Source organism: Flavobacteriales bacterium (genome assembly GCA_016700415.1).
GTDB lineage: Bacteria > Bacteroidota > Bacteroidia > Flavobacteriales_F > PHOS-HE28 > PHOS-HE28.
Window position 1 is genome coordinate 1,774,135 of the sequence record CP065018.1, and the last position, 17,700, is coordinate 1,791,834.

Below are 17,700 nucleotides of genomic sequence, written 5' to 3' on the forward strand. Positions count from 1 at the left end.
GTTCATCTACCAACCCAAGCACAACACATGCCCTTCGAGCTTCTCGCACAGGTACAGGACAACGCCGACGCCGCCCGGCAAATGCTGGAACAGGCCGCGACGACACCGGAGGTCGCGCCGGTCATGGAGACCATCTCCGTCTGGGAATTGATCCAGAACGGGGGCTGGTACATCATGGGGCCATTGGCGTTGATGTCACTGATCGCCGTGTACATCATCATCGAGCGCAGCTTGGCCATCAAGCGTGCGCTACGCGAGGAAAAGGACTTCATGGAGAAGATCAAGGACTACATCCATGATGGCAAGATCGATTCCGCCAAGAACCTCTGCGCCCAGAATCCCGCCCCGGTGGCCCGCATGCTGGACAAGGGCATCAGCCGCATCGGCCGGCCCCTGAAGGACATCGAGGTGAGCATCGAGAACGCCGGTAAGCTGGAGGTTTACAAGTTGGAGAAGGGCTTGAGCATTCTGGCCACCATCGCCGGGGCGGCGCCGATGATCGGATTCCTCGGCACGGTGATCGGTATGATCGTCACCTTCCACACCATGAAGATCAGTGGTGCGGGCGTGGAGATCGGGCAGCTTTCCGGCGGCATCATGCAGGCCATGGTCACCACCGTGGCCGGTCTCATCATCGGCATCATCGGCTACGTGGCGTACAACACCCTCGTAGCCCGGGTGAACAAGGTGGTGCAGAACATGGAGGCCACCACCGTCACCTTCATGGAAGTACTGGAATCACCCGCCAAATAGCGCATGGGATTACGCAGCTCACATAAGATCGACGCCGGGTTCAACATGAGCTCGATGACGGACCTGGTCTTCCTGTTGCTGATCTTCTTTGTGATCCTCAGCACCATGGTAAGCCCTTACGCGCTGCCGGTTGACCTGCCGACCAGTGCGAACAAGACCAAGGAAAAGGCGAAGGTGGCGGTGCGGATCGATGCGGAAGAGCATTACAGCGTGAACAACCAACTGATCGATCCAAGCCAGCTGGAAAGTGTACTGACCTCCGAGATGTCGAAGACCACCGGTGACCAGGCGATCATCCTGCACGTGGACCAAAGCGTTCCGACAGGGATCACGGTGAGCGTGCTGGACATCTGCAAGCGGAACAAGTGGAAGATCATTTTGGCGACTAAGCCAAGTTGAGCAGGATGGAACGCAGATGACGCTAAAAGAGCAGATGATCGCAGATCTGAACGCGGCACAAGCCGGAAATGGAATGCACCTGTAACGTCGACCCACCGGGTCGACCGATACAGGTGAAGGGCGATAAGAAATGAGCAGCCTCACGATACAACAAGAAGCCAACGACAAGCGGGTGGGCGTGATCTTCACGGTCGTGTTCCACATCCTTTTGCTGGTGCTGTTCCTGTACATCGGCCTGCAGCAGCCGGACCCTTTGCCGCAGGAGGAGGGGATCGAATTGGCTTTCGAGGATGCCGGTGGGCTTACCGGCGGTGCCACCGTGGCCCAGCCCGCCACCTCACAACCGCCACCCACACCGGCAGAGCCCACACCGACAACAAGCGAGGAAGTGGCCACCGATGAAGCGAGTGAAGTGGCCGTGCCCAAGCCGGTGAAGCCGAAACCGAAGCCCGAACCGGCCAAACCACAGCCCCGCAAGCCGGACCCGAACTCCCTCTTCTCCCCTTCCTCCACACCGAACAGCTCCTCCTCCAGTGCCCAGAACGGAGGCGGCCCGCCCAGCACCACGCCCGGCGATGGCGGTTCCGGCAACTTCAAAGGGAAGGCCTTCGAAGGTCGCCTCGCGGGCCGGGGCTTGATGCGCGGCCCCAACCTCAGCGAGAAGCCCACGGAGGCCGGCAAAGTGGCCTTGGACATTTTCGTGGACCGTACCGGGCACGTGACGCACGCCGCCTTCAACATTGACGGCAGCACCACCACCAGCCAGACGCTCATCAACCTCGCGAAGAAGGCGGCGCTGCAATGCACCTTCAGCCCTAAACCGGACGGCCCGGCGGAGCAGAAAGGCGACATGACCTTCATCTTCATCCTGGAATAAGTTGGACTACTCGGAGACGCTGGCGTACCTGCACGCCCGGCTGCCCATGTTCACACGGGTCGGGAAGGCCGCCTACAAGGCGGACCTCAGCAACACCCATGTATTGATGAAGCTGACCGCCCATCCGGAGCGGGGCCTGAAATGCGTGCATCTGGCCGGCACCAACGGAAAAGGCAGTACCGCCAACATGATCGCCAGCGTGCTGCAAGAGGCCGGCTACCGCACCGGCCTGCACACCTCGCCGCACCTGAAGGACTTCCGCGAACGGTTCCGGATCAACGGGGCGATGATCCCACAGGAAATCGTGACCGCGTTCGTAGAGCGCTATCACACGGCCTTTGAGCCCGTGGAAGCGTCATTCTTCGAGTGGGGAGTGGCCTTGGCTTTACACTGGTTCCGCGAGGAGCGCACGGACATCGCCGTGATCGAGTGCGGGCTTGGCGGAAGGCTGGACAGCACCAACGTGGTGACGCCGGAAGTGAGCATCATCACCAACATCGGCTGGGACCATGTGGACCTGCTCGGGGACAGTTTCGAGAAGATCGCAGCGGAGAAAGCAGGCATCATCAAGCTGGGTATCCCCGTAGTGATCGGAGAGGCCGAAGGGGCCGTTGCCGAGGTTTTCCGGAAGCGTGCCGAAGAGGTCGGTGCACCGATCCATTTCACAGACCAGCAGCCCGCCCTGCCGTACGCATTGGACCTGCACGGCCCGCACCAGCAGCGCAATGCACGCACTGCGCTGGCCGCACTGCGCGAACTCCAACAGCAGGGCTGGGCCATCAGCGAAGAGCATATCGTGGCAGGCTTGGCCAACGTGCAGGCCAACACCGGGTTCGCCGGCCGCTGGCAAACGATCGCGGAGCATCCGCTCACCATCGTGGACATCGGGCATAACGCGGACGGGCTGAAGGTCGTGGCGGACATGCTCGGCCGCACACCGCACGAACAGCTTCTCATTGTCCTGGGCACGGTGAATGACAAGGACATCGAGCGTATGCTGGCGCTTCTCCCGAAATGGGCGACCTATTTCTTCTGCAAAGCGGACATCCCACGTGGGCTGGAAACCTGGAAGCTGATGGAACTGGCGGCAGGGCACGGCTTGCGCGGAAGGACCTATCCTTCGGTGAAAGAGGCTTTGGCCGCTGCAAGGCGATCGGCACGGGAAAGAGACTTGGTGTTGGTGACCGGGAGCGCCTTTGTGGTGGCCGAGGTGTTTTGAAGATCGATCGGGCTTGGTCACCGATGCCTGGGGGAACTTCCATCCCTGTGTAAAATGCCGTTCGGGATATCCCGGTGTGGTGCGAAGTTTTATATTCGCAGCCCGTTTGCGAGGGGTGATGTGTTTCGCAAGTTGAAATATCGGGATGTTAGCTCAGCTGGTTTAGAGCGCATGCTTCACACGCATGAGGTCACTGGTTCGAATCCAGTACGTCCCACCACGGGAGCATAGCTCAGCTGGTTTAGAGCATCCCGCCTTCGGGCGGGAGGATCGCTGGTCTGAGTGTTGAAATAATGGGAGCATAGCTCAGCTGGTTTAGAGCATCTGCCTTACAAGCAGAGGGTCGCTGGTTCGAATCCGGCTGCTCCCACCCAAAGCCCCGTCAAGGGGCTTTTTTTTGCCTTAGGGCTTACGTCACGGACAGCAGCGATCTACAGAGCACCGTCATGGAGAACATTTTGGCGGGGCACGGTGTTCACGGAATGGGGAAATTATTCCTTGTCACGGTGGCGCGGCCGGCGCAGGCGCACCGACGGACCGGAACGGGCATGGCCGCTACATTGGCCTCGTAGCGCGGCATTTACCATGGTAGTCCTTCCGCCGTCACGCCTTGCCTTGGGCCGGGGACCGCGGTTTGCAGGTGGTGTATCAAAACCGCTGAGCATGTCCACGTATGACTTTCAACAACAATTGGTCGGTCTGCGCCACCAACTCTACTATTTCGCCCTAAGCCTGACCCACGACCGGGAGACCGCCGACGACCTGCTCCAAGAAAGTATGCTCCGCGCTTTGACCTATAGTGACAAATACAGGGACAACACCAACTTCAAGGCGTAAGTATACACCATCATGAAGAACACGTTCATCAATGCGCACCGCCGCAATAAGCGAACGGATCGCGTGATGGACCATGTGGAGCGTGTAAGGGAACGCAGCAGCTTGGTGGAGACCCCGGCCACGGCGGAGGCCACGGTGCGCATGAGCGAGATCCAAGGGGCATTGGGAAAGTTGGACACCATCTTCCGCACACCGTTCCAATTGCACCACGACGGTTATAAATACCACGAGATAGCCGACCGGTTGGCCATCCCCGTGGGCACCGTGAAAAGCAGGATCCACCAAGCCCGGCACAGGCTGATGGGCATGCTGAGCGAGCAGCCCGTTGGTAGGAATTGAACATTGGTGCGACGCACGGACCCAAGGTCTGGCAGGAGTTCTTGGCAAGTTGCGTACATGGTGCTCTTCGCGATGGGAGGGTTATCGGTCCTTAGCCCATCTTTCCTCTTCCTTTACCGGACGAATGAGCACCCAGCAGCTTTGATGGCCCGGTCCTGTATCATCATCGGATCGGGCATCTCCGGTCTTGCCGCAGCAGCTGTTCTGGCACAACGCGGCGTGAAGGTCACGGTGCTGGAACGCAATGCCACCGTGGGAGGCCGCGCACGGACTTGGGAGCAGGACGGCTTCACCTTTGACATGGGACCCAGCTTCTATTGGATGCCCGATGTGTTCGAGCGCTTCTTCGCCCGCTTCGGCAGTTCGGCGTCCGATCACTACGAGCTGAAGCGCTTGTCCCCTTCCTACTCAGTGATCTTCGGCCCCAATGACCGATGGGACATGCCCACTGGCCGGGAGGCGGTAGCCGCACTTTTCGAACAGGAGGAGCCGGGCGCCGGGAAAAAGCTCACAGCGTTTCTGGACGAGGCCGAGGTGAAGTACCGCCTGGGCATGCAGGATATCGTGTACAAACCCTCTTTGAGCTGGAGCGAATACGTGGATCTGCGGATAATGACCGGTCTGCTCCGCACCTCGGTCCTCTCCTCGCTGCGTTCGCACGTGCGCAAGAAGTTCACGAGCGGCCGCATCCGCCAGGTATTGGAATTCCCGGCGCTCTTCCTCGGTGCGACGCCGCAGAATACACCGGCCCTGTACAGCCTGATGAACCATGCCGACATCGACCTGGGTACATGGTACCCGATGGGAGGCATGAGCAAGGTGATGGACGCGATGAGGCGTGTAGCGGAGGAGCAGGGAGCCGTCATCCGCACATCGGACGCGGTGAAGCGGGTCATCGTGGAAGATGGAAAGGCCGTGGGCGCGGAAGCGGAAAGCGGGACGTACGAGGCAAGCACGGTGCTGGCCACGGCGGATTACCACCACGTTGAAACGGACCTGCTTCCACCGGAACACCGCTCCTATTCCGGGGCCTTCTGGAAGAAAACGACCATGGCGCCCAGCACGCTCCTCTTCTACATCGGCCTGGACACAAAGATCCCGGACATGAAGCACCACACGCTGTTCTTCGATGAGGACCTGGACCGCCACGGCATGGACATCTACCAGCACCGGCGCTGGCCTGAAAAGCCCCTGTTCTATGTGAGCTGCACCTCCAAGACCGACCCCAGCGTGGCACCGGCCGGTTGCGAAAATGTGGTCATACTGATCCCGATCGCGAGCGGTTCCGCGGATGATGAAGCCATGCGGAAACACTACTTTGAGATCGTTGCAGAACGCATACAACGCCACTTCGGGACGAACATCCGCCAACACATCAAGGTGAAGCGCTGCTATTGCCTGAAGGACCTGGAAGCGGACCACAACGCCTATCGCGGCAACGCCTATGGACTTGCGAGCACACTGCGCCAGACCGGGCCGCAGCGGCCCAAGATGAAAAGCGCCAAGGTGGCGGGGCTGTACTTTGCGGGGCAATTGAGCGTACCGGGCCCCGGCTTGCCCTCCGCATTGATCAGCGGACAGGTGGCGGCCGACCTCATTCTGAAGGAGCACCAGCCGAAATGAACACCGTCAAGCTCTACGACGCGGTCTGCGCGGAAGCAAGCGGCAGGATCGTCCGCCGCTACAGTACCTCGTTCTCCATCGGCATCCACCTCCTGCACCGCCGTTTCCGCGACCCTATCAAGGCCATCTACGGCTTCGTCCGTTTCGCTGATGAGATCGTGGACACCTTTCACGACCACAATAAACGCAGGCTGCTCACCAGGTTCAGGGAGGACACCCATCAGGCCCTCGGGGACGGGATCAGTCTGAACCCGGTGCTGCACAGCTTCCAGCGTACGGCGAACACATACGGGATCGATGCATCCCTGATCGACCCGTTCTTGGCCAGCATGGAAATGGATCTGGACCGCAAGGTGCATGACGCCCGGACCTTCGCCACCTACGTACGGGGATCCGCGGAAGTGGTAGGTCTGATGTGCCTGCTTGTGTTCTGCGAAGGGGACGAAGCGAGGTATGAACGGCTCAAACCCGCCGCGATGCGGTTAGGGTCGGCTTTCCAGAAAGTGAACTTCCTGCGGGACCTTCAGGATGATCATGCCGCTTTGGGCCGGACGTATTTCCCGGGCATCGACGTGGCCTGCATGGACGACGCCATGAAGAAGCGGGCCGAGGCCGACGTGGCTGCCGATCTCGAGGCCGCCTTGGAAGGCATCCGTGAACTGCCTGCCGGTTCACGGCTCGGAGTATACACGGCCTACGTCTATTACCTCGCCCTCTTCCGCAAGATCCAAGGGCTTTCCACGGGCCGGTTCATGGAAGGGCGCATTCGCATCGGCAAGGGCACGAAGGTGCGCCTGCTCACCGCCAGCTATCTAAAAAACAGCTTCGGCCTTCTCTGATGGGCACACACAGTGGAACTGAACTGGTGGTGCTGGTGAACGAGCACGACGAGGCCATCGGCACCATGGAGAAGATGGAGGCGCACCGCACGGGCAGGTTGCACCGGGCTTTCAGCATCTTCCTTGTCGACCACACGGGGCGGTTGCTCCTTCAGCAACGCGCCGACGGCAAATACCACGGTCCCGGGCTATGGAGCAACGCCTGCTGCAGCCATCCGCGCCCAGGAGAGGGCCTGCTCCCAGCCGCGGAACGCCGCTTGAAGGAAGAGCTGGGAACCACCTCCAAGCTGGAAGAACGGTTCGCGTTCACCTACCACGCACGTTTTGCGAACGACCTGCAGGAGCACGAATTCGACCATGTACTGTTCGGTGCATTCGACGGCGAGCTTCACCCGGACCCCGCGGAAGTAAAGGCCGTGCGCTGGCTTTCGCCGGAGGAGCTGAGCGCGGAGGTATCGGCAACGCCCGAGACCTTCACACCGTGGCTGCTCATCTGCTGGGAGCGCGTTCGCCGTGAACTGAAGACCTTCGGAAGGCCCGTTCAAGCCCGGAAAGCGGGGTCTCTTCCCGGTTAAGGTATGTTAAGCGCGGGGTTCCCGGCGATGAAATGCCAAACTATGCAGCCCTGAACATCGTTCATACTGAAAACAGCGTCGGCTTGTCAGGATTCATGGCCGGAAGCGACAACCCTACCACTCCTAATACGAAAAACGAAAGCACACATGCCACGCAAGAAACGTCAGCTCATCCTTACACAACCGGAACGCCCCGGGGTCAAAGCGATCAAAGTGCGCTTGGATGCGCGCACCATCATCACTGTTGCCAGTAAGAAGGCCTTGGAGATGTGGAAGGAGCGCTATCCCAAAGCCGTGATCATCAACTAAGGCCACGCCATCAGTTCAAAAGCGCGGACCTGCCCCGATACCGGGCATGGGTCCGCGCTTCGCTTTACAGGCTTCCCGCGCCTGGTCCGGGACATGCAACAGGCCACGCACATCGTAGGTTTGCATAAGGACTTTGCGGTCCGTGAACATGGGTATTTGGCAGGTCACCGGCATTATCACCATCAGCTTCGTGGCGATGGAATTCGTTGCCTGGGCCACGCACAAGTTCGTCATGCACGGATTTCTCTGGCAGCTTCACAGGGACCATCACCAGCGCGACCATGACCATGTGCTGGAGCGCAACGATTCGTTCTTTCTGATCTTCGCTTTGCCTTCGATCTTCCTTTTTCTCATCGGCACCATCCGAGGTTTGGGCACCCCTTGGCTTTGGATCGGGCTGGGGATCCTCCTCTACGGCATCGCATACTTCTTGGTGCATGAGGTGTTCATCCACCAGCGCATCAAACGGTTGCGCACATCCAACAACGCCTATTTCATCGCCTTGCGCCGTGCCCACAAGATGCACCACAAGCACCTCGGCAGGGAGGAGGGCGAATGCTTCGGCATGCTTGTCGTGCCCTTCAAGTACTACCGTGACGCATTGAATTTCGGTAAAGGGGACGACCACAACGCACGCAACCACGGAGAGACTCAGCGGGTGCAGTAAGCAGGAGCAGTCGGAAGTAGCAGTCGGCAGTTGACATCCATCTTTGCGTCCTTCGCGTTCTTAGCGGTATAAAAATGTCCACTTACCTCTGGATCGACCTCGGCGCGTTCCTCATCCCCTTTCTCTTCAGCTTTCATCCGCGTCTGCGGTTCGATCGGACGTGGCATGCGCTGTGGCCCGCGATCGGATGCATGATGCTGCTCTTCATCCCCTGGGACGCATGGTTCACGCACCTCGGCATCTGGGACTTCAACACCGATCACTTAGCCGGTTTGGAGCTGTTCGGGCTACCGCTGGAAGAGTGGCTGTTCTTCATCTGCATACCCTATGCCTGCTTGTTCACCTACTATTGCTTCCGCGTTTTGGGGGTGAAGGACTACTTGGGGAAGAACACCGCGATCTTCACTTGGGCACTGATCGCCGGGCTGTTGCTCGTGAACATCTTCTTCCCTGGGAAAGCCTATACCAGTAGCGCCTTCGGTGGCTTGGCGCTCTGGCTGCTCCTGTTGCAGCTTTGGATGAAGCCCCAATGGCTCGGCCGCGCCTATTTCGCCTATCTCATCCTGTTGCTGCCTTTCCTGGTCGTCAATGGGATCCTCACGGGCAGTTTTCTGGAAGAGGCCGTGGTATGGTACAACGACGGGCAGAACCTCGCTGTCCGGATCGGTACCATTCCCGTGGAGGATATCTTCTACGGCCTGTTCATGTTCCTGATGACGGTGACGGTGTATGAGGCGCTGTTGAAGCGGAGGAAAGTGATCGGTGACCGGACGGTATCGGCAAAGCCAGTTAAGCTTTGAGGCCTCGGTGCTCGAGAGTATTCTGAAAAGTGTGTCAAGGATAGTTTGACAAACCATTCAGAAACTTGCCCCATGAAAAAGAGAAAAGTTGAAAAAGAGAAGGCGTTCGACTACGCCAAGTTCGAGCAAGAAGCCATCCAAGGATTGACAGAAGGCAAGGGCCTGATCGGAGAACACGGTGTGCTCACGGGCATGATCGGCCGCCTGCTTTCCGCCGCCTTCGAAGGGGAGATGGACGCGCATTTGGACCAGGAGAAGAAGCGGAGCAATAGGCGCAACGGCTACACCGACAAGACCGTGAGAACGGCACTGGGTCCCGTTTCGGTCAGGCCTCCGCGAGACCGCAACGGCAGTTTTGAGCCGACGATCATCAAGAAGTGGGACCGGTCGCTGGCCCCCGAACTGGAGAACCAGATCCTGCATCTGTACGGCAAGGGCACCAGCTACGAGGACATTGGGGACCATCTAAAGAAGATGTACGGGGTGAGCTACTCCCCATCGTTCATCAGCTCGATCACCGACCGGGTGTTCGAGGAGATCGAGACATGGCGCAACCGCCCGCTGGAAGAGGTGTACGTGGTCATTTATCTCGATGCGGTCCACTACAAGGTCCGGGAGAATAGAAAGGTGTTGACCAAAGCCGTTTACTCGGTATACGGGGTGAGGATGGACGGGGAACGTGATGTTCTCGGCTTGTTCATCGGCGATGCGGAAGGAGCACGCCATTGGGCGCGCGTTCTGGAGAACATCAAGGACCGCGGGGTAAAGGACGTGCTGTTCTTCAGCGTGGACGGCCTGAACGGCTTCAGCGAGGCGATCCAAGGCGTATTCACGCGAGCGGTCGTACAGCGCGGCATCGTCCATATGGTGCGCACCAGCTTGAAGTTCGTCTCTTGGAAGGACTACAAGACAGTTTGCCAAGGACTGCGTTCGATCTACCAGCAGGATAGTCCCGAAGCGGCCTGGGAAAAGCTCCAGGAGTTCAAGCGGGAATGGGTAGGGAGATATCCGGAGATCGCGGCCAAGTGGGAGAAAGACTGGTGCGAGCTAAGCCCGTTCTTGATCATCCCGATGCCATACGCAGGGGCGATCTACACCACGAACCCGGTGGAGGCCCTGCACCGCATTCTTCGCAAGGCCACCAAGACCAAGGGTGCGTTCATCAGCGAAAGTGCCTTGGAGAAGCAATTATATTTGACACTTAAGCACAACGAGAAAAGCTGGAAGAGAAAGGTCCGCAGCTGGCCGCAGATCCTTCAGTCGTTGAGCAACATGTACCCCGGGAAAGATTGGCCCATGTGCTGGTCTGAGGATCCGGCACGGAGACATTCTCCTTTGGCTTGGGGCCAGGAGAATGTCACCGTGCCTCAGTGCAGATTGACACACATTTCGGAATACTCCCCGGTGCTCTCTGTTTGTAGTACTCCCCAAAAACTGGACAGGTAGCTAAGGTGGCTAAACTTGTCCAAGGATGACCCGAAAAAGCAGAAGGAAGTTCACTCCCGCGTTCAAGGCTCAAGTTGCGCTTGAGGCCGTGAAGGAGAACCATACGATGGCAGAGCTGGCGATGCGCTTTGAGATCGCCCAAGCACGGATCGGCCAATGGAAGAAGCAGTTGGCGGAGAACGCCGCTGGGGTCTTTGAAGGGACCCCGACGGCGTCCTCCGCCATGCCAGGTGGTCACGACCCCGAAAAGTTGTTCGCCGAGATCGGCAGGTTGAAAATGGAGAACGACCTGCTGAAAAAACCAGTCCGATGAGCGTGGCACAAAAGCGGCATGCCATTGCCACCGTGCAGGAAGGCAGCATCATGGAGCGCTGCCAGGCGCTGGACCTTGCACGCAGCAGCTTCTACTATCAGCCCAAAGGAGAAAGCGCGTTGAACTTGGAATTGATGCGTTTGATGGATGAAGAGTACACCAAGCATTGCTTCCATGGAGTGATCGGCATGCGCGACTTTCTGAGGCTTGAAAAGGGCTATTGGGTGAACGAAAAGCGGGTGCGCAGGCTCCTTCGGCTAATGGGCTTGGAGGCCGTTGCGCCCAAGCCTGACCTGAGCAAACCCGCCAACGGGCATAGGGTCTATCCCTACTTGTTGAGAGGTGTGCAGATTGAAGCTCCGGGGCATGTTTGGAGCACCGACATCACCTACATCGCCATGGGCAAAGGGTTCCTGTATCTCACCGCCGTGATGGACTGGCACAGCCGCTACGTGCTCTCTTGGCAGATCAGCAACACCTTGGACACCTCCTTCTGTCTGGAAGCTTTGCATGGTGCGCTGTTGCAATATCCTGCACCAATGATCTTCAATACCGACCAAGGCAGCCAATACACCAGCGACCTCTTTACCGGGGCGTTGATCCAGGAAGGCATCAAGGTGAGCATGGATGGCAAGGGCCGGGCTACGGACAATGCGTTCATCGAACGACTTTGGAGAAGCGTGAAGCAGCAATGCGTCTATCGCCATAGCCCCGCCGATGGGAATGAGCTGCGCAGCCTTCTGGCCGAGTACTTCGCCTATTACAACCACCAACGACCACACCAGCACCTGGATGGACTGACCCCGGCACACCTTTACTTTGGTCTGCCCGATACCCGGAACCGTACCCTGACACCAAACCTTGTTGAACCCCAATTCACACTAACAAACGCCTGAAACGTGTCCAGTGAATGGGGAGTACCTCAGTTACGCTGGTCATCATTCCACATTTTTCATTCTACATTCTACATTTTTCATTCCCTTCGCATCCCTTCGCGATCGCATGCCCCTGCTCTCCCACCCCTTCCGCGCTTACTTGAGGCACTTGCGCCACGCCGGCAACCGCCACGATGTGCATTCGCCCTTCGTGTTCACGCTGGTGGATCAGGTGCTTCGCAAGAGGACGCCCCGCTCGGAATTCACCGATATTGAAAAATTGAGATCGAAGCTGTTGAGCGACCGGAGGATGATCACCGTGACCGACCTGGGCGCAGGCTCACGCCGAGGCAATACGCAAAAGCGACAGATCGGCGAGATCGCAAGGACTTCGCTGAAACCCCGCCGACAATCGGAAATGCTCGCCCGTTTGGTTCGGTATTTTAACCCAAGAACCGTGCTCGAACTTGGCACCAGTTTAGGCACCACCTCACTCTATCTGTCCCGTTCCGCCGGTAACGGGCGTGTTCACACCATTGAAGGCTGCCCGGCCATCGCTGCGATCGCGCAGGAGAACTTCAGCAATTACCATGCGGAGAACATCACATCCCATGTCGGTCCTTTCGCGGGACAATTGCCGAACGTCCTGAGCATCATGGAGCGTCTGGACTTCGCTTTCATCGATGGCCATCACGCGGCGGAGCCGACCTTGGACTACTTCGATCAATGCCTCGCCAAAGCCCACAACGACACCGTCTTCATCTTCGACGACATCCATTGGAGCACGGGCATGGAGGAAGCCTGGGTTGCGATCAAGGCGCATCCAAAAGTGACCGTGACGATCGACCTGTTCCACTTCGGGATCGTCTTCCTACGCAAGGAGCAGCAGCGGGAGGATTTCGTGCTGAGGTACTGAACATGGTGATTGGTGCATGGTGGTTGGTGATAGGATACCAGCAATCGGATAGCGCGGTGCGGCCTAATCACCGCTCACCGCTCACAGAAAGCTACCTTCGCGAAAATGAAGATCTACACCCGCACCGGCGACACCGGCCAGACCTCGTTGCTGAACGGCAAGCGCGTGCCCAAGGACAGCCTTCGGATCGAGACCTACGGCACCATCGACGAGCTGAACAGCCACATCGGCATGCTGCGTGACCTGCTGGACGGCCATAACGCAGAGCAGCTCACGGACATCCAAGTGCGACTGTTCGATATCGGGTCCACCTTGGCCGCCGGTGATGAGGCCACCGTGGAAAAATTCAAGGTGCCAATGATCCACGAAGCCGACGTGGAAGCGCTGGAGAAGACCATGGACGCCTTTGATGCGGACCTTCCCACGATGCGCAACTTCATCCTTCCCGGCGGTCACCCGGCCATTTCGCAGGCGCACATCTGCCGTACGGTCTGCAGACGGGCGGAGCGCATGGCCATCCGATTGGCGGTTGATGAAGCGGTGCCCGCCATCACCATCCGCTATTTGAACCGTCTCAGCGACCTGCTGTTCATGCTCGCCCGCTGGACCGGTCACCGGCTGAACGTACCGGAAACGCCATGGAAGCCCCGGGGTTGAAGGTCCGAATGCCCTTGACCAGTAAGGCTTTCAAGCACTTAATGGCACGCTCTTCGGCCTCTGGTCGCATGGTATCCCTATCCGGCTATATTTGCGGCCAATTTGAAAAGACCGTGTAACACGGGCATACATGTACTGGACACTCGAACTCGCCTCCTACTTGGAAGATGCCCCTTGGCCCGCCACCAAGGACGAACTCATTGATTTCGCCATGCGTACCGGCGCTCCGCTGGAGGTGGTGGAGAACCTGCAGGGTATCGAGGATGATGAAGAGATCTTCGAGACCATCGAAGATATTTGGCCGGATTATCCGAGCAAGGAGGACTTCTTCTTCAACGAGGACGAATACTGATATCGAAAAGCAACACCGAAAGCCCTGCCACTACCGGCGGGGCTTTTTCGTGCGGAAAGGGCCTCAGACCGGGCTTCGCGCGCCATCGCCGAAGCGCTTTGGCGAAGGAGCCCAGAGCGACTTCGCCGAGGCGAGGACGCGGAGGAATGCAAAGCATACCACGAAGGACACAAAGGGCGCCAAGGAGGCCGGATACGATAGGTCAAGACCTGTGCATGAAGCACTGATACCCCTTCCCCTTTGTGTTCTTCGTGTCCTTTGCGGTACCCTTCACCCTGACAATGCGGCACGATCCACCATTTCGGCACGTGTGTTGACGGCCCCTACCGGTTAACTTTGCCGACCTTTTCCGCTGCGACCTACAAGCCATCCACCGGGATCCCGCAGCAACATCATACGCCCCTCCCTTACCATGATCGGTACCATCATCAAGAAAGTTTTTGGCGACAAGGCATCGCGCGACCTCAAGGAGGTGCAGCCCATCGCCGAGAAAGTCAAGTCTGAATATCCCAAGTTGGAAAGCTTGAGCAATGACGAACTACGCGAGAAGACCACCGACTTCAAGAGCCGAATCGCTGCCAAGATCGCCGATGAGCAAGCGCAGATAGACCAGTTGCGCAACGAGATCGAGGAAGATGCGAAAATGCCCATTGGCGAACGCGAAAGGCGCTATGAGGAGATCGACAAGCTGGAGGAGAAGACGTTGGGACAGATCGAGGAAGTGCTGCTGGAACTGCTCCCGGAGGCCTTCGCCGTGATGAAGGAGACCGCGCGGCGCTTCAGGGAGAACAAGGAGATCACCGTCACCGCAAAAGACCTGGACCGCGAGATCGCAGCGAAACGGGACAGCGTGCGGATCGAAGGCGAGAAGGCCATCTGGAACAACTCCTGGGACGCGGCCGGAACGCCGATCACATGGGACATGATCCACTATGATGTGCAGCTGATCGGTGGCGTGGCCTTGCACAAGGGCAAGATCGCGGAGATGAGCACCGGTGAGGGTAAAACACTTGTGGCCACGCTTCCGATGTACCTCAACGCCCTCGCCGGGCGCGGCGTCCACTTGGTGACCGTGAACGACTACTTAGCCAAACGCGACAGCGAATGGATGGGTCCGTTGTATGAATTCCACGGCCTGCGCGTGGACTGTATCGACAAGCACGAGCCCAACAGCCCCGCACGCCGACAAGCCTATCTGGCCGACATCACCTTCGGCACCAACAACGAATTCGGCTTCGACTACTTGCGCGACAACATGGCCCATGCGCCGAACGCGCTCGTGCAACGCAAGCACCACTACGCCATCATCGACGAAGTGGACAGCGTGCTGGTGGACGATGCCCGGACGCCGCTCATCATCAGCGGCCCGACGCCGAAGGGTGACATCCACCAGTTCGACGAGTTCAAGCCGCGCGTCGAAAAACTCTACAACGCCCAGCGCCAGTTGATCACCAAGCTGCTCGCCGAGGCGAAGGAGCTGTTGAAGGACGGCGCCTCGAAAGAGCAGACGGAAAAAGCCGGCCTCTCGCTTCTCCGCGCCCACCGGGGTCTTCCGAAGAATAACGCGCTGATCAAATTCCTCAGCGAAGGCGGTGTGCGCTCCCTTCTCCAAAAGACGGAGAGCCGCTACCTGCAGGACCAGCAGAAGGAGATGCCCTTTGTGGACCAGGAGATCTACTTCACGATCGACGAGAAGCAGCACAGCATCGAGATGACCGAGAAGGGCCTTGACCTCATCAGCGGTGATGTGGACGACCCCCAATTCTTCATCCTCACGGACGTGGGCGGCGCGGTGGCGGAGATCGAGAAGAGCAATGCCTCCGTAGAGGAAAAAGCTAAGCGTAAGGACGAGGTACTGCGCGACTTCGGGATCAAGAGCGAACGCGTCCACACGGTGAACCAGCTGATCCGCGCCTATGCGCTCTATGACAAGGACGTGGAGTACGTGGTGATGAACGACAAGGTGATGATCGTGGACGAGCAGACCGGGCGCATCATGGAAGGCCGCCGCTACAGCGACGGGCTGCATCAGGCGATCGAGAGCAAGGAAAAGGTGAAGGTGGAAGCCGCCACGCAGACCTATGCCACGGTGACCCTGCAGAACTACTTCCGCATGTACCACAAGCTCGCGGGCATGACCGGTACGGCGGAGACCGAGGCGCAGGAATTATGGGACATCTACAAGCTGGACGTGATGTCGATCCCGACCAACCGGCCGATCGCACGGAACGACAACGAGGACATGGTCTTCAAGACCAAGCGCGAGAAGTACACCGCCGTGATCGATGAGATCGTGAAATTGCAGGAAGCGGGCCGGCCCGCGCTCGTCGGTACCACCAACGTGGAAGTGAGCGAGCTGATGGCCAAGATGCTGAACATGCGCGGCATCAAGCACAACGTGCTGAACGCGAAGCAGCACGCCCGTGAGGCGGACATCGTGGCACACGCGGGTTCGGCAGGTACCGTCACCATCGCCACCAACATGGCCGGTCGTGGCACGGACATCAAGCTCGGACCAGGCGTGAAGGAGGCGGGAGGCCTCGCCATCGTCGGCACGGAGAAGCATGAAAGCCGCCGTGTGGACCGCCAGTTGCGCGGTCGTGCCGGCCGTCAGGGCGATCCCGGTTCCTCACAGTTCTACATCTCACTGGAGGATGACCTCATGCGGATGTTCGGCAGCGAGCGCATCGCCAAGCTGATGGACCGCATGGGCCTGAAGGAAGGCGAGGTGATCCAGCACAGCATGGTGACCGCCAGCATCGAGCGGGCCCAGAAGAAGGTGGAAGAGAACAACTTCGGCATTCGGAAACGGCTGCTGGAGTATGACGACGTGATGAACAAGCAGCGGCAGGTGATCTACAAGCGCCGCCGCAACGCCCTCTTTGGCGAACGCCTGAAACTGGACGTGCTGAACATGTTCCACGACGTGTCCACCATCATCACCGAGGAATACCAGCCGGAGAGCGATTTCGAGGGCTTCCAGATGGAGCTTTTCCGCAGGCTCTTCATCGAATCGCCAGTGAGTGCGAAGGAATTCAAGAGCGGTAAGGTCGGAGACATCGCGGACAAGGTCTTCGAGGGGGCGCTGGAAGCCTACCAGCGCCGCGGCCAGCAGATCGCCGCGCAGGCCTTACCGGTGATCGGGGACGTCTTCCTCAACCAAGGCAAGCAGTACGAGAACATCGTGGTGCCCATCACCAACGGTACCAAGACGATGCAGGTGGTGACGAACTTGGAGAAAGCCTACAAGACCGAAGGCCGCGACCTGATCGACAGCGTGGAGAAGTACATCACGCTGGCCATCATCGACAACGAGTGGAAGGAGCACCTGCGCGAGATGGACGACCTGCGCCGCGACGTGCAGAATGCCAGCATCGAGCAGAAAGACCCGCTGTTGATCTACAAGTTGGAATCCTTCAAGCTGTTCGACGCCATGATCGACCGCATCAGCAACGAGGTGGTGGAATTCTTAGTGCGCGCCGGACTGCCCAGCGCCGAACCCGCCGTGCAGCAGGCCCAAGAGCGCAAGCCCACTCCAGAAGAACAGCGCATGCAGACCAGCCGTACCGAAGTGCCCGCATATGCTGGTGCCTCAAGCGGTAGCGGCTCGCAACAAACCCAACGTGCCGCCCTTGCCGGAGCGCAGCGTATGCCTTCGCCCCAAGGGCCACGCCAACAGCCCACGCAACCTGTGCGCGTGGAAAAGAAAGTGGGCCGCAACGACCCCTGCCCTTGCGGTAGTGGGAAGAAGTACAAGCAGTGCCACGGGGCGGGGTGACCCGTGACCAATTGGGATACAATGCTGAACGCCTCGGAAGACCGGGGCGTTTTTGCTGATGCAAGTTTTCAGCTATGGCGTTGCATTGTTCTTACCCCAGAGTCATCGCTTGGTTCTCATACGAAC

At 58.8% G+C, this 17,700-nt stretch carries 19 protein-coding genes and 2 tRNA genes; all 21 read left to right on the top strand.

Going from position 1 to position 17,700, the window contains the following annotated elements:
- Positions 1 to 81: 81 nt before the first annotated feature.
- The 21 genes from IPP95_07430 (at position 82) to secA (ending at position 17,574) form a co-directional block, all read left to right on the top strand.
- Complete coding sequence (locus IPP95_07430; GenBank protein ID QQS74221.1) at positions 82 to 753, top strand: MotA/TolQ/ExbB proton channel family protein; 672 nt, start codon at positions 82 to 84, stop codon at positions 751 to 753.
- 3 nt (positions 754 to 756) lie between these two features.
- Positions 757 to 1,152 (top strand): biopolymer transporter ExbD, encoded by a 396-nt coding sequence (locus IPP95_07435; GenBank protein ID QQS74028.1) that lies wholly within the window; start codon positions 757 to 759, stop codon positions 1,150 to 1,152.
- Positions 1,153 to 1,282: 130 nt separating this feature from the next.
- The gene (locus IPP95_07440) at positions 1,283 to 2,029 is read left to right on the top strand and encodes a hypothetical protein (GenBank protein QQS74029.1); all 747 of its coding nucleotides are present in this window, start codon (positions 1,283 to 1,285) and stop codon (positions 2,027 to 2,029) included.
- Between the two features lies 1 nt (position 2,030).
- Entirely contained in the window at positions 2,031 to 3,248 is a 1,218-nt protein-coding gene (locus IPP95_07445; GenBank protein QQS74030.1) for a bifunctional folylpolyglutamate synthase/dihydrofolate synthase, read from the top strand.
- A 142-nt stretch (positions 3,249 to 3,390) separates the two neighbouring features.
- Positions 3,391 to 3,468 (top strand) — tRNA-Val (locus tag IPP95_07450).
- A gap of 75 nt (positions 3,469 to 3,543) precedes the next feature.
- Positions 3,544 to 3,618: transfer RNA gene (locus IPP95_07455), tRNA-Val, on the top strand.
- A gap of 293 nt (positions 3,619 to 3,911) precedes the next feature.
- Positions 3,912 to 4,085, top strand: a complete 174-nt coding sequence (locus IPP95_07460) for a hypothetical protein (protein QQS74031.1) — start codon at positions 3,912 to 3,914, stop codon at positions 4,083 to 4,085.
- Between the two features lie 12 nt (positions 4,086 to 4,097).
- Positions 4,098 to 4,424, top strand: coding sequence for a hypothetical protein (locus IPP95_07465; protein QQS74032.1), 327 nt, complete (start codon positions 4,098 to 4,100; stop codon positions 4,422 to 4,424).
- A gap of 144 nt (positions 4,425 to 4,568) precedes the next feature.
- The gene (crtI, locus tag IPP95_07470) at positions 4,569 to 6,047 is read left to right on the top strand and encodes a phytoene desaturase (protein QQS74033.1); all 1,479 of its coding nucleotides are present in this window, start codon (positions 4,569 to 4,571) and stop codon (positions 6,045 to 6,047) included.
- Positions 6,044 to 6,886: a phytoene/squalene synthase family protein gene (locus IPP95_07475; protein QQS74034.1), complete on the top strand. Its 843-nt coding sequence runs from the start codon at positions 6,044 to 6,046 to the stop codon at positions 6,884 to 6,886. The genes crtI and IPP95_07475 overlap by 4 nt, the downstream gene beginning before the upstream one ends.
- On the top strand, positions 6,886 to 7,461 hold the full coding sequence (idi, locus tag IPP95_07480) for an isopentenyl-diphosphate Delta-isomerase (GenBank protein QQS74035.1): 576 nt from the start codon (positions 6,886 to 6,888) through the stop codon (positions 7,459 to 7,461). The genes IPP95_07475 and idi overlap by 1 nt, the downstream gene beginning before the upstream one ends.
- 147 nt (positions 7,462 to 7,608) lie before the next feature.
- Positions 7,609 to 7,770: a hypothetical protein gene (locus IPP95_07485; protein ID QQS74036.1), complete on the top strand. Its 162-nt coding sequence runs from the start codon at positions 7,609 to 7,611 to the stop codon at positions 7,768 to 7,770.
- A 148-nt stretch (positions 7,771 to 7,918) separates the two neighbouring features.
- A complete protein-coding gene (locus tag IPP95_07490) occupies positions 7,919 to 8,437 on the top strand; it encodes a sterol desaturase family protein (GenBank protein ID QQS74037.1) in 519 nt (172 codons plus the stop codon).
- Between the two features lie 74 nt (positions 8,438 to 8,511).
- On the top strand, positions 8,512 to 9,237 hold the full coding sequence (locus IPP95_07495; protein ID QQS74038.1) for a lycopene cyclase domain-containing protein: 726 nt from the start codon (positions 8,512 to 8,514) through the stop codon (positions 9,235 to 9,237).
- A gap of 72 nt (positions 9,238 to 9,309) precedes the next feature.
- Complete coding sequence (locus IPP95_07500) at positions 9,310 to 10,683, top strand: IS256 family transposase (GenBank protein ID QQS74039.1); 1,374 nt, start codon at positions 9,310 to 9,312, stop codon at positions 10,681 to 10,683.
- 25 nt (positions 10,684 to 10,708) lie between these two features.
- Positions 10,709 to 10,996 carry a transposase gene (locus IPP95_07505; protein ID QQS74040.1) on the top strand — a complete coding sequence of 96 codons (288 nt, stop codon included), beginning with the start codon at positions 10,709 to 10,711 and terminating at the stop codon, positions 10,994 to 10,996.
- On the top strand, positions 10,993 to 11,892 hold the full coding sequence (locus IPP95_07510; protein ID QQS74041.1) for an IS3 family transposase: 900 nt from the start codon (positions 10,993 to 10,995) through the stop codon (positions 11,890 to 11,892). The genes IPP95_07505 and IPP95_07510 overlap by 4 nt, the downstream gene beginning before the upstream one ends.
- Before the next feature lie 106 nt (positions 11,893 to 11,998).
- Positions 11,999 to 12,787 (top strand): class I SAM-dependent methyltransferase, encoded by a 789-nt coding sequence (locus IPP95_07515; GenBank protein ID QQS74042.1) that lies wholly within the window; start codon positions 11,999 to 12,001, stop codon positions 12,785 to 12,787.
- A gap of 105 nt (positions 12,788 to 12,892) precedes the next feature.
- Positions 12,893 to 13,444 carry a cob(I)yrinic acid a,c-diamide adenosyltransferase gene (locus tag IPP95_07520; GenBank protein QQS74043.1) on the top strand — a complete coding sequence of 184 codons (552 nt, stop codon included), beginning with the start codon at positions 12,893 to 12,895 and terminating at the stop codon, positions 13,442 to 13,444.
- 130 nt (positions 13,445 to 13,574) lie between these two features.
- The gene (locus tag IPP95_07525; GenBank protein QQS74044.1) at positions 13,575 to 13,796 is read left to right on the top strand and encodes a DUF2795 domain-containing protein; all 222 of its coding nucleotides are present in this window, start codon (positions 13,575 to 13,577) and stop codon (positions 13,794 to 13,796) included.
- Between the two features lie 412 nt (positions 13,797 to 14,208).
- Positions 14,209 to 17,574, top strand: a complete 3,366-nt coding sequence (secA, locus tag IPP95_07530) for a preprotein translocase subunit SecA (GenBank protein QQS74045.1) — start codon at positions 14,209 to 14,211, stop codon at positions 17,572 to 17,574.
- Positions 17,575 to 17,700 lie beyond the last annotated feature (126 nt).